Genomic DNA, 12,548 nt, shown 5'->3' with positions numbered 1-12,548 from the left:
TTTTGGGCAACTATCGTATACGGGGTAGGGCGGAGCAATAGCCCTTTCGGGTAGGTTGTGCCATAGGAGGCGGAATCGATATGGCTCAACGAGTTATCTATGTCACATACGTGCACATTTTGTGAAAATTGATGAGGATTATCGAACTCAGATGCCTGCCTTATTGCTAATTGGCACTAACCAGGCGAGTCTTGAATAATTCCGGGTACACCGCCAGTTGAATGCTTGATAGGGCCATCACGATGGGCCTCCTGGACGGAGTTTCCAACGCAGATGCCTTCGTAATCGAGCCGTCAACGTGCCATAGGCGTGGCGAGCTGGAACGGTAAATGTCACCTCCGTGCCACGATGACTGCCACGGGCAATCTTCAACTTGCCTCCTATGCTCTGTGCTCGTTCGCGCATGCCGGCAAGCCCCCAATGACCATCCCTGCCTCCGGTAGCAAGGATGTCCTCCGGGATGCCGATACCGTCATCACACACAACCAGCGTCAAGTTGCGCTTGTCAAAGCGAAGGATGACGGTAACGGTGCCGGCTTCGGCGTGAAGGAACGCATTACGGATGCTTTCCCGGCCAATTTCGAATGCGTTGTGCAAAACGTCTGACCGTAGACCCAGGCTGTTACCGTATTTTCTGATTGAAAATCTGCTGGAAAAGAGCCTAGATAATTCGTCACCGGTTTCGCGCAACATTCGCGCAAGATCGGATTCCAGTTCCGATGAATCCCGCAATGCCAAGATGCGATCTCGGCCGTCAGTCAGCATTTTGTTGGTCAGGTCGGTGACATGCCTCATGTCTTCACGAAGCTTGATATCGATAAGTCTATTATCCGACCAGGTTTGCACCTGCAGTACGAGTGCATACATGGCCTGCATGAGCGTGTCATGCAGCTCCCGCGCGATGCGCTCGCGCTCGTCCTGCTTGGCAGTGAGCTGCAAGCGTAGCCTGGCTTGTAGTTGATGAATACGGAATGCGACAAGAAGCGAGGCAAGCAGCGCCGACGCAATCACGCAAAGGGCCATGAACCACCAGGTCTGGTAGTAGGCGGGGGCGATGTGAAAACGTATGACGGCATCCTGTTGGCCCCATATCCCATCCTCGTTGGCCGCCATGACATGGAAGTGGTAGTTGCCTGATCTGAGATTGGTATAGGTGGCCTCTCGCCGTGTACCTGCGTCCTGCCAGTCCTGGTCAACACCATCCAGTCGATACTTGAAGGTGACGCGCTCCGGCATCGACAACGATGGGGCCGTATAGGCAATGCGGAGAACGTGGGTGAGAGCCGGTAGCGACAAGGCATCCATGCTCTCATCGTGTCCGTCGGCGCTGATCGACAGCACGATGGCTTGAGGTGCGACTGGGTTGATCATCATGCGCGATGGATCGATCCATGCAACGCCTTCAGACCGGGCGGCCCACAGGCGGCCGTCGGAGCCCTGCAGGAGCGATTGGCCGTGTTGCAGGTTTTGTGTTCCACCCTGCAAGCCGTCATCTTGATCAAGCATGCTTGCGTTGACGTGATAATCCCGGTTGGCCTTCGCCCGGTCGAGCTCGGCGCTGGAAATCTTGTATAGACCGGCTACGGCGTTTACCCAAAGATCGCCTTGCGGGGTTTCCACTACCCCCGTTGCGTTTCGCAACGGTATGTTGCCCGCCAGCGTGATCGCGACAAAGCGTTTGCCGTCCCATCGCGCAACACCATCATCGCCAGCTACCCAAAAATGATCGGGCTTGATATCCACCGAGGAAACGTTTCCAACAGCAAGGCCATCCGCAGCGGTATACGTAAAAGCGTGTGCGCCGTCGATTACAGCCAGGCGGTTGCCTGCGTACATCAACCAGATTCGACCGTTTGCGTCTTCATAGACGTGGTTCGGCATATCGCTCGGCAGTCCGCTCCGACCTGAGCCAGGTGTCCATGTGTCGCCGTTCAATCTGAAGAAGCCTACTGATGTCACCAGCAGGTGGCCCCCGAGGGGATCATCCACGATACCTATCGTGGTACTGCCGGCGACGCCCGCCGGATAGGAGAGTCGCTTGATGACTCCGTTCGACAAAACGCGGATGTCATCCTCGGCCGGATCCAGCGTGGCTTTGAGAAACCAGGTATTTCCTGCCTTGTCCAGGTTTATGGCCGACAAGCCCGTGCCCAGGGCTGGCCAGGCGACCCTTGAGTCGCCCTTGATCTGATAAACCCCATAATTCTGATTTGAACCGACCCAGATTGCGCCATCCGGGGCGGGACTCATTTCCACACCGATGATGTCGTTCGGTGCTGCGAGCACGTTCACTTTATTGGGCCTTAGTCGCTCAAGGCCACCGACTTCACCAAGCCATATATTGCCCGCGCGATCCGCAAACGGCGTATAGATGGCGTTGTTGGCGTGCGGCAAAGGTTCCATCACGTATTCCTTTTTGCCGCCGGGGGACGTCACCCAGCGGAACCGCGTGAATGGATCTTTAAACGCGGACCACAGCGCCCCGCTCGCATCGAGCGTAACGGCGCGCAAGCCCACGCCCGACGGCGACGCGACGATTTTTTCGATCTCATCGGCCGATTCCTTCGGCAGCTTGGTGTAGTCGAAGCCCAGTTTCGATTTCCACAACGTGTCCTTGTCGCCTTGCTCAAATTGATCGGTGCCCGGTTTTTGAAACCAGATTCGCTTGTTGTTGGCGACCCACAGCCTGCCGTCATTAAGCGTCCCCGCCAGGCCGTATACGGAGTGGGTGCTCGGACCTATGTTGCTTCCCACTTCGGTCCATCTATGGCCTGTCAGGCGATAGATCCCGAATCCGGAGGTCGCCCAGAGAACGCCGCGCTGATCCTGCACGATTGACCAAATGATGTGCCCGGGTGGCAGGCCCGCATCGAATGCCTCGAACTTGCCGTGGCTTAGGCGAACGATGCCGCCGTATAAAAAGCCCACCCACAAGTCGCCATCTTTATCGACGAACATCGAGGAAACGGCGTGGTTTGGCAGCGTGGTGCCGAAATCCCTGACGAAATTGACGCCATCGAATCGTACGAGCCCTTCCGCGCAACCAAGCCAGAGGAACCCGTCTGGTGTCTGCGCGATTTGGTCGATATCGGTGGGGGTCCCCTGCTGGGGGGTGAAAAGCGTGTCGGAAAAGTCGATTAAAGGACGATCGAGTCGCTGTTGCAGCGCACGATGGGAGTCATCGGATTCGCTGTTTGGTGGATGAGCTGCCGCAGTGCTTCCTGTTATAGCGGCGACAGCACATAGCCATCCCTCGCACAGCATGCACACCATACCCAGCCGGATCCGATTCGCCACCGTCCACTCCCAATGGGTCTTCGTGTTGTAGTTAGCGGCCCGTTAAGTGTCGACGCTTGCCCCTGATCACGACGCCAGACTGAAACTCATAGGTATTACAAACATTTACTACAAAGATTTAGAGATTTCACCTGTCCTTGGTCATCAAGTGCAAACGCATGCTTCAAGGGCGTTGCGAGTGCTGGAGGGGGTAAACCGGGTATGCAGACGCATGGCATGCCGGGAGGAGGGCAGCGCTTCCGCGCATTTCGCACAAAAGTCGCCACTTTTGCTCAAGACCCATGGCGAGCGGTACGGCAAACTAAGTGCCGTACCGGACGCCCCGCAGCGTCGTGCATCCATCGACTGGCGAGTCATTAAGCAAGGCAAGGTCATGGACCGATAGCGAAGGGGTTGCATGCAACGACAGGACATGCAATCCAACGAGCTGTTTACGAACGAGCCGCTTCTGCCATCCCCCATCCCACAGAAGAGGCGCGTTCCGCGAGAGGCCTATCCCCGCATAGGCGGGGATAGGCCTCCGCACTTTGCAACGGCTTGCTTACATCACGGACGGCTCCTGTCCAGTCCATGCAGCTTGCAGCAACTTCAACACAGCCGCCTCGTCAACAGGCAACGGATTGTGATCAATGTGGTGGAAAGACTCGGCGGCTATAACGGCGATACTGTCGGCCGGAACGCCCAGTTCACGTAGCGAGGTGGGAACCCGCAGCTCGCGCGCGAGCCGATGCAGCGCCACGGCGGGATGAGTGCCCATCAGCGACTCCATCGTCGTGCAGGCTTCCGCGATTGCCGACGCGTTATAGGCCAGCACATACGGCAGCACAACGCAGTTGGACTCGCCGTGAGGTAGCTTGAAGCGCCCACCCAGTATGTGGCAGATCCGGTGATGCATGCCGATGCCCACCGAGTTGACCATCAAGCCGCCAATCGTTGCGCCATAGGCAGCCTGGGTGCGGGCTTCCCGGCTGCTTGGCTCGATCGCCAGTTGCTTCAGGGCGCGGTAGAGCATGTCGATCCCGGTCAGCGCGAGCTGGCTGGTCAGGGGATTGCTCTTGGGAACATAGAGTGCTTCGATGCAATGCGCGAGCGCATTCATGCCGGTCGTTGCGGTCTCGCGGATCGGTAGCGATTGCGCCAGCATCGGATCGACAATGACGGTGTTGGCCAGCGCCCTGGATTCGCGCCGATTGCGCTTTTCACCGTCCACCAGCACGCCGAACAGCGGGGTCATCTCCGACCCCGAGAGCGTAGTCGGCAATGCGATATGTGGCGCACCGGTTTCGACCGCGATGTACTTGCCGAGGCCGATGGTCGAACCGCCGCCGATGGTGATGACGGCATCACATGCTCGTTGATGGAACACATCGAGCGCCGCATTCGCCACCTCAATCGGGCAGTGTGGCTGCGCGCCGGCAAAGCTCGCCTTGGCCATGTCCTGCAGCGACTCGATCACCGGCGCGTAACGCCGCTGTCCCGAATCGGTGGTGACGACGAGCGCCCGTGAGCGCCCCAGTTCGCGCAGTCGTGCAGCCACCTGGGTCGCGCGGCCGGCACCAAACATGACGGTGGGCGAATGGCAGAAGAAATCAAAGTGCGATGGCATCGAAACCCTCTCGTGTGTGTCCGGGCGAAGCACATGCCTACTCAAAAGCGACGTAAACGCGGCCGTTCTCGATCTTGATGGGATAAGTCCGGATAGCCTCGGTCACCGGGGCGCAAGTCGGCTTGCCCGAGCGAACGTCGAACTTTCCCTGATGCAAGGGGCATTCGATTTCGTGGCCTTCAAGAAAGCCGTCGCAAAGGCGGGCGTTACCGTGCGTGCACAGGTTGCTGGAGGCGAAGATCTCGCCGTCCACGCTGTAGATGGCGACATCCTTTCCGGCGACGATCACGCCGACCACATCATCGGCCGGCACGTCATCGACTGCGATAGCGTCCTGCCACGAAGAAGTTGTGTTGGTATTCATGGTCAGATCGGATAGATAAGGGAGTTTGGAATCATCTCGCTGTCGTAGATCACCAGGCGCGAGGCGAACTTCAGCCCGTCGGGCGTCGCTACGATTTCGTCGAGATAGCGGCCCGCGTTGAACACGGTCGACAGCTGGCTCAGCTTGGTGCGGATCACGACGTAGTTGGCTTCGCTGTAGATGCGGCCGTCATCGACCTTGTGCAGAAGTGGGGCGCTCACTATGTGCCGCTGATAGTACGGATCGTGAAACAGCGTCTCCTGGATACCGTAGACCCGATCCTCGAGCATCTGTTTGCTTTCGAAGGCAAGTGTCGCCAGCGGAAATCCGCGCTCGAAGTTTTCCCGTGGCTGCACACGGTAGACGCACTGTTCGGTGAAGAATTCCGGCCACAGGTTCCAGTTGCCGGAGTCCACGGCGCTCGCATAGTCCGCGTAGAGTCGGGTGAGCGCCATCCAGTCGTTGAAGTTCGTCATCATTCCGATGCCTCCATGACTTCGCGCCAGTAGCGGTACATGCCGCGGATGAGCGTTTCGCTCACCATGTGGTCGGTGTCGCCGATCTCATGTCCGCCCAGCACGGCCAGTGCCTGCTCAGACGGCCTGGTTTCGAACGATGACTGGGAAAATTCGATCACTTCACCATCATCGGCCGAAACGAAGCCCGCCGGTCCGAACAGGTTGGCTTGCCGCAGTCGTCGCTGGATCATCTCCTCGGAATCGTCCTCGAACGCGAAGTGCGTCCAGACGAAATCGAAGGAGCCGAATCCGTTTGGCTGGATCTGTCGCATCGAGAGGCTGTTGACCGATTGCTGCAGGATGGCGCTCGGGAAAATGGTCGTCATCACCGTGGTCGCACCGTCCCACCACGGTTCCATCACGACATCCAGGATGCGGGCGTCGTTGAGCCGCATGTCTTCCTTGAAGCTTGCAACCTTCGACACTTCCGACGCCTTGAGCGCATTGCCTCTCGTGGTGATCATCGCGGCGTGCCGGTGGTGCGCATCCATCTTCAGCGCCGAGTGGTTGTCGGCACGCCAGATGCCGAAGGTGACGAACCACGTATGCAGCAGACCGGGGTGATACGAGTCCTTGATGTTTTCCTGCATCAGCTTCCAGTTGCCCGGGATGCGCTGCCGGTTATAGCCGAGAATTTTCAGTTGGCGGCCGTTAAACGTCCTGTCGAAGTAATGCAGGATCGTCGGACCCAGGTAATCCTCGAACGATTCGATCTCGTGGTCGAAAGACGCAAAGATGACCCCGCCGCGCGTAGCGACCTTCAGCTTGGTCAGGCCGTTGTCCTGCATGCTGAAGTCGGGCGGCATGCCGCCGTGCACCTTGCCGTCCTGCTTCACGCCGCGCCGGAACGGAACGCCCTGCAGATCGCCCTCCAGCGAGTAATTCCACTGGTGGTACGGGCAGGTAAACCCGTCTTTCTGGTTGCCGTTACGTGCCCTGCAGAATGCCATGCCGCGATGCGCGCATGCATTCTCGATCACATTGACCTTGCCGTCCTTGCCGCGAACCACGATGACGGACCGCTCGCCAATCGAGGTGCGAACGAAGTCGCCGGGGTTCGGGATCTCCGCTTCCAGTGCGACATAGCACCAATGCTTACCGTAGAAGAATCGTTCCAGCTCCTTCCTGTAGATCGCCTCGTCGGTGTACGCCATCAACGGGATGCGGCTGGTGCCTTCGTTCTCCCACTCGATGGTCTCGGGGAATACGGTCGACGTCATGGCGCGGCCTCCTTGATGTACGGAACCACGGTCACGATCACGTCCGATAGTCCGTCGATCTGGCCGCGCATCACGTCGCCGGTCACCACCGGGCCGACACCTTCGGGCGTTCCGGTCATGATCAGATCGCCGGGACGCAGGGCTTCATAAAGCGACAGGTGTGCGATGCATTCCGCGGTCGACCAGATAAGCTTTGCGATGTCGGATGCTTGCCGCGTCACGCCGTTGACGGTCAGCTCGATGGCCGCGGCGTCCAGATGGCCGATTTCTTCAACAGGATGCAAAGCACCCATCGGCGCCGAATCGCTGAAGCTCTTGCCGAACTCCCAGGGCCGCCCTGCGTCGCGGGCGGCAAGCTGCAGGTCCCGTCGGGTCATGTCCAAACCAACGGCGTAACCAAATACATGCTCAAGCGCGCGGTCCACCGGAATCTCAAAGCCACCCTTGCCAATCGCCACCACCAGCTCGATCTCATAGTGGTAATTGGAGGTCTTCGACGGATAGGGGATCGACGTGGGGTCCGCGGCGTCCACGGTGGCGCTGGCCGGCTTCATGAAGAAGAACGGTGGGTCCCGATCCGGATCCTTGCCCATTTCGCGTGCATGCGCGGCGTAGTTGCGTCCAACACAGAAGATGCGGTTGACCGGAAAGCGCTGCTCGCGGCCATGCACGGTCAGCGAATAAATCGGGGCAGGTGAAACGGCGAAGTTGGTGACGATTTTCATACTGCTACTCCCGCGCTTCGCGCCAAAGGCCGAGCGCCTGATGAACCGGACGGTCGCTAAAACTAAACAGGTGCGTATCCGCTGTTGCATGGATGCGCAGCGTGTTCCAGGAAGGAACAACGAAGATGTCGTTGGGACCAAAGCTATGCGTGGTCCCGTTGATGTCGGCGTAGCCAGAGCCTTCCAGGCAGACGTAGACGGTGCCGTCAGTGCAGCGATAAGGCCGGGTTTCGAAGCCTCGGGGAAGCCGCTGCACATAGGCGCCGATCGTCGGCATCGGTGAGCCGCCGGTGGCCGGATTCACATAACGCAGCTTGAAACCGAGGTGCGGGTCGGGCTCGCCGTGGGAAATTCCCAGCAGCGCTTCCCGGGAGCGTTCATAGGGATAGACGAATACGGGGCTCGGTGAAACGCGGGCAGGTTGGTAATCGACTGGCAGCATGTTCGTGCCGTATCGCTTCAGGCTGTCCCCTTCGGGCTTCGCCTGCATCTGGGTAGCCACGCTCGAATGCTCCGAGAAGCTCGCATCGAAAAAGCGCACTAACGGTATGTCGAGCCCATCGAGCCAGATGGCGGGCTGCTTGCCGGGGTTGCCATGATCGTGCCAGGTCCAGCCAGGGGTGAGGACGAAATCGCCGCGGCGCATGGTGGTGCGTTCGCCATCCACCGCGGTATAGGCGCCGTCGCCCTCAAGCAAAAGTCGCAACGCCGATTGTGTATGGCGATGCGCAGCGGCCACTTCTCCGGGCATGATCAGCTGCAGGCCCGCATAAACCGATTGCGTGATGGCGGAAAGCCCGCGCAATGCCGGGTTTTCCAGCACCAGCACGCGACGTTCCGCCTCGGCTGCACTGATCAGACGACCTGCTTCCAACAGTGGCTCACGGATCTCCGCGTAACGCCACAGCGCCGCCACGGCGGGCGACGTCGGCGTCGATGTAACCAGCCGGCCGAGCACTTCCCACAACGGGGTCAGGTTCTGTTTGTCGATGCGCTCGTAGTAGTCGCGTCGTGCCTGCGCCTGTGCAGGTTCTATGCTGTGAGCTTGCATGCAGCTTGCCTCCGGATTATTGGCCGATCGGGTAGAACGCATCCGCGTAAAGGTGCTCGGGCGATATCCCGCGCTGCTTGAGGAGCAAGGTGGCGGCCTCCACCATGGACGGTGAGCCGCACAGGTAAGCGCGGAAATCTTTCAGGTTGTTGCCCCAGTCACTGGCGATCGCCTCGGTCACCAGGCCGCTGCGCATTTGCCCGGTCGCACCCGAGGTCGTGACTACCTGCACCGACAGATTGGGGTGATCGTGCGCAAGCTCTTCCAGCCAGTGCATGCCATAGACATCACGCGGCGATCTCGCGCCGAAGTACACATAAATGGGATTGGTCATGCCCGCTTGCAGCGCACCGCGAACGATGGAAAGAATCGGTGCGAGCCCGGTTCCACTTGCGACGCATAACATCGGCCCAGTGTGTTTCTCACGCAGATAGGCGGTGCCGAGCGGGCCGCTCACACGCACCGACTGACCGACCGCAAGCTCGGAGGCGATATAACCCGACACCCGGCCGTCGTGAACGAGACGCACGTGGAATTCCAGTTCTTCATCGGACGGAAGACCGGCCATCGAATACGGCCGGATGTGCTCAGGCATGAACTGAATCTGTGCGTATTGCCCGGGCGAGAACGACAACGGTTTTGCCGGCCGCAGCACGATCCGCTTGATGTCGTGCGTCATGTCCTCGATCGCCGTCACCGTGGCCTTCAGCACCCTCGCCGGATGAATGACGACTTCATCGGGCTCCGGTACTTCAATTTCGCAGCTTTCCGTCAACACGCTCATGCAGGCCAGCACGTGCTGGCCCTGATTCACGCGGGTGCCCTGCGTTTGTGAACCCAATTCGAGCACGCTGCCGTGAGTGACCTTGCAGCGGCAGGTGCCGCATCGCCCAGCCGTGCAGCTGTAGGAGATCGGCACATCGTGCTCGCGCAGTACCTCCAGCAGATTGGCGCCCGGCGATACGGACAGCGTGCGATCAATGGGATGAATAACCAGCTGCATGGGATTCGGTCCACCCGAAAATCCTTAGGTAGATGAATCCTACGAATCGGCCTAACATTGGTAAATGCAATGTCATGAATTATCAACATTCATAAGGTGAATGACATGATGGAATTGAATGACATCGATCTGAACCTGCTCGTCGTTTTCAACGAACTGCTCATCGAGCGCCGTGTGGCGAAAGTGGCCGACAAGCTGGATCTGACTCAGCCATCGGTAAGCAATGCGCTTGCCCGCTTGCGCAAGCTTCTGCAGGACGAACTGTTCCTGCGCACTCCCAAAGGGATGGAGCCGACGCTCTACGCGAGCCAGCTTGCCGAACCCATCAGCTTCGCGTTGAACACGATTCGAAACTCATTGAATCAGCATGCTGAGTTCGCCCCGGCTACGAGCACGCGAAAATTTACCATTGGCATGGTCGATTTGGGAGAAATCTATTTTTTGCCCAGGCTGATGGACAAGCTCGCGCGCGTTGCCCCCGGCGTCTCCGTGAGCACGGTGCGCAACACCGCGGTCAATTTGAAGGATGCGATGGAAGCAGGGCAGGTCGATCTCGCCATGGGCTTGCTGCCGCAACTGAAGGCTGGATTTTTCCAGCGCGGCCTGTTCCAGCAAGACTACGTCTGCATGCTTCGCCAGGGTCACCCGCTGCAAGGGAAAAGGATGACCCTCAAACAGTTCACCGAAGCCGATCACGTCGTGGTGGTCTCCGAGGGAACCGGGCACGCGAAAATGGACGAGATCATCGAGCGTAAAGGCATCCGCAGAAACATCCGGCTGACCGTGCCGCACTTCGTCGCCGTCGGGCACATCCTCGCGAAGACGAACATGATCGCAACCGTTCCCGAACAGTACGCCATGGCGTGCCTGGAGCCCTTCAAGCTGACCTACGTCAAGCACCCGGTCCAGTTACCGAGGATCGGCATCAACATCTTCTGGCACGCGAAGGCGCACAAGGAGCCGGGCAACCAATGGTTGCGCAATTTGATTGCGGATATGTATTCGGAAAGCGGGAGCCTGTGAGGCAATTTCGATGTCGCGACTTTTCCGCGCAGCCCCGATTGGATTTTTATTAGGTCATGCCAATCACAGTAGGGCTTTTACAGCGTTTCTAAAAAGGCTTTGAGGTCTTTCCTTTCCTCTACTGTAAGTTGCAGTGGATGACCGGCCTGCAAGCTGCGGTAATACACCTCGCGATCAATGGCTTCGTCCAGTGTGGCGACGCTGCCGTCATGCATATACGGCGCGGTCTGGGACACATCGCGTAGCGAAGGTGTTCGGAACAGACCGATGTCGGCTGGATCCTGGGTAACGTTGAAGCGACCCAGCTGTGCTTCATCGGCATGCGTAGCCACTCGATTGCCAATCGCGGCACCCTGCAGCGAACGCTGGATCACTCCCTGGGTAAGGCGTGGAAGGTCCTGCGCGATGGCATCCAGGCCGATACCGGTACGGTGAAACGCATGATCGGTGAGCATGGCTGGCGTGCCTTGCAGCAGGTGACATTCGGCGCAACGCCCTTTGCCCTTGAAGATGGCCAGACCCAGCAAGGCGCGCTGATTCAGGGCTGTTTTGTCTCCATGCAAGGCGTAGTGATCGTAAGCGCTTTCCGGCAGTTTCAGAGATTGCACATAGTCTGCGAGTACGGTGGCGATTTGCTCAAGCGTGACAGCTTGTTTGGCGTCAGGAAACGCTTGCGCGAAAGCTTGTCTATCGCCAGCATTTTGTTGCACTCGCTGCAGCAATTCAGTCTGGTCATCCAATCCCATTTCGACGGGGTTGGTCAGCGGGTCGAGCACGGCCTGGTCCAGGGCGCTGCGTCGGCCATCCCAGAAGAAGGAGGTTTCCTGTGCGACGCCGATCGTCACCAAGCTGGGTGTGTTGCGTGTTCCGGCGCGCCCTTCGACACCTACCGCTACCCGCCGTCCATCGGTGTAGCCCTTCTCAGGAATATGGCACGACGCGCAGCGAATCGTGCCATCGGCACTCAGATGCGGGTCGTTGAAGAGTGCCTTGCCCAAGGCAATGCGTTGTGCAGTAAGTGCTGCTGCATCGGAATAATGGCCTGACGCGCGATGGATCATCAGCGCCCCCAGCACGACGCACCCCGACAGGGCAATGAACCCTGTCAGGTGAATTATGCGCGAGGTTGAATAGACCGGCATCGTGCAGTCCGCGCAGACCTACCAGGCTTACATGGTGACAAAACGCACGGTAGCTCCACTGACCTTGAGTGCAGCGGTGTCGGCAGCCTGTTCGGATGGGTCGCTCACCACCATCACCACGATGCCCTTGAGCACATCTGTCTTCAGCTGCTTGGACACACCGGTGATAAACACGGTGGTCTGTGCAGGATCCGGTCCACCCAAGATCAACATGCCGCCCGGCATCAGGATCGGCCCAATGCTGTGCACTACCGAATCCGTTTCGTTCTGGCGCCGATTATTGGCCGCTACGCTATCGCCCCCGGGAATGACGTAGATATAGGGCCTCATGCCCACATCCTTGCCGTGCAACTTGCCCTGCGCAGCAAGGTAGTTACCCCAAGTATTTTCATCCGCCGTGGTCGCCGGCTTCGCCGGTCCATTCGGCGCGGAAGCCGACGTGTTTGAACCAGCATTCGTGGAAGTCGAGTGATTGCAACCGGCTAATGCCACCACTAACGCACCTACGCAAACCAGCAGTCCTGACCGAATCATGTGTTCCCTCATAAGCAATGACCCCTGTAAATGAATCCGTCGGATCCATTCGCTTTCACACCCAC

11 protein-coding genes are annotated in these 12,548 nt (G+C 58.8%); 1 reads left to right on the top strand and 10 read right to left on the bottom strand.

Going from position 1 to position 12,548, the window contains the following annotated elements:
- Positions 1-237: 237 nt before the first annotated feature.
- From ISP19_RS11625 to ISP19_RS11590, 8 genes are all read right to left on the bottom strand, one after another.
- Positions 238-3,297, bottom strand: coding sequence for a sensor histidine kinase (locus ISP19_RS11625; RefSeq protein ID WP_204682256.1), 3,060 nt, complete (start codon positions 3,295-3,297; stop codon positions 238-240).
- 541 nt (positions 3,298-3,838) lie between these two features.
- Positions 3,839-4,903: a maleylacetate reductase gene (locus ISP19_RS11620; protein WP_204682254.1), complete on the bottom strand. Its 1,065-nt coding sequence runs from the start codon at positions 4,901-4,903 to the stop codon at positions 3,839-3,841.
- 37 nt (positions 4,904-4,940) lie between these two features.
- Entirely contained in the window at positions 4,941-5,267 is a 327-nt protein-coding gene (locus ISP19_RS11615; protein WP_204682252.1) for a non-heme iron oxygenase ferredoxin subunit, read from the bottom strand.
- A gap of 2 nt (positions 5,268-5,269) precedes the next feature.
- On the bottom strand, positions 5,270-5,746 hold the full coding sequence (locus ISP19_RS11610; RefSeq protein ID WP_204682250.1) for an aromatic-ring-hydroxylating dioxygenase subunit beta: 477 nt from the start codon (positions 5,744-5,746) through the stop codon (positions 5,270-5,272).
- Positions 5,743-7,005, bottom strand: a complete 1,263-nt coding sequence (locus tag ISP19_RS11605) for an aromatic ring-hydroxylating dioxygenase subunit alpha (protein ID WP_204682248.1) — start codon at positions 7,003-7,005, stop codon at positions 5,743-5,745. The genes ISP19_RS11610 and ISP19_RS11605 overlap by 4 nt, the downstream gene beginning before the upstream one ends.
- On the bottom strand, positions 7,002-7,730 hold the full coding sequence (locus ISP19_RS11600) for a fumarylacetoacetate hydrolase family protein (RefSeq protein ID WP_204682245.1): 729 nt from the start codon (positions 7,728-7,730) through the stop codon (positions 7,002-7,004). The genes ISP19_RS11605 and ISP19_RS11600 overlap by 4 nt, the downstream gene beginning before the upstream one ends.
- A gap of 4 nt (positions 7,731-7,734) precedes the next feature.
- Positions 7,735-8,781: a gentisate 1,2-dioxygenase gene (gene gtdA, locus ISP19_RS11595; protein ID WP_204682243.1), complete on the bottom strand. Its 1,047-nt coding sequence runs from the start codon at positions 8,779-8,781 to the stop codon at positions 7,735-7,737.
- Between the two features lie 16 nt (positions 8,782-8,797).
- A complete protein-coding gene (locus ISP19_RS11590) occupies positions 8,798-9,784 on the bottom strand; it encodes a 2Fe-2S iron-sulfur cluster-binding protein (RefSeq protein ID WP_204682241.1) in 987 nt (328 codons plus the stop codon).
- A gap of 105 nt (positions 9,785-9,889) precedes the next feature.
- Between ISP19_RS11590 and ISP19_RS11585 the strand changes: the two genes are divergently transcribed.
- A complete protein-coding gene (locus ISP19_RS11585; protein ID WP_239556751.1) occupies positions 9,890-10,807 on the top strand; it encodes a LysR family transcriptional regulator in 918 nt (305 codons plus the stop codon).
- Positions 10,808-10,884: 77 nt separating this feature from the next.
- Here the strand turns inward: ISP19_RS11585 and ISP19_RS11580 are convergent, their stop codons facing one another.
- Both ISP19_RS11580 and ISP19_RS11575 read right to left on the bottom strand, forming a co-directional pair.
- Positions 10,885-11,949, bottom strand: a complete 1,065-nt coding sequence (locus ISP19_RS11580; RefSeq protein WP_204682239.1) for a cytochrome-c peroxidase — start codon at positions 11,947-11,949, stop codon at positions 10,885-10,887.
- 27 nt (positions 11,950-11,976) lie between these two features.
- Positions 11,977-12,483, bottom strand: a complete 507-nt coding sequence (locus ISP19_RS11575; protein ID WP_204682237.1) for a hypothetical protein — start codon at positions 12,481-12,483, stop codon at positions 11,977-11,979.
- Between the last annotated feature and the right edge of the window lie 65 nt (positions 12,484-12,548).

Origin of the sequence: Dyella flava, assembly GCF_016904955.1 — a bacterium.
GTDB classification, from domain to species: Bacteria; Pseudomonadota; Gammaproteobacteria; order Xanthomonadales; family Rhodanobacteraceae; genus Dyella_B; species Dyella_B flava.
The sequence above is the reverse complement of the archived record's forward strand: the minus strand, read 5'-3'. Positions and strand labels throughout refer to the sequence as shown.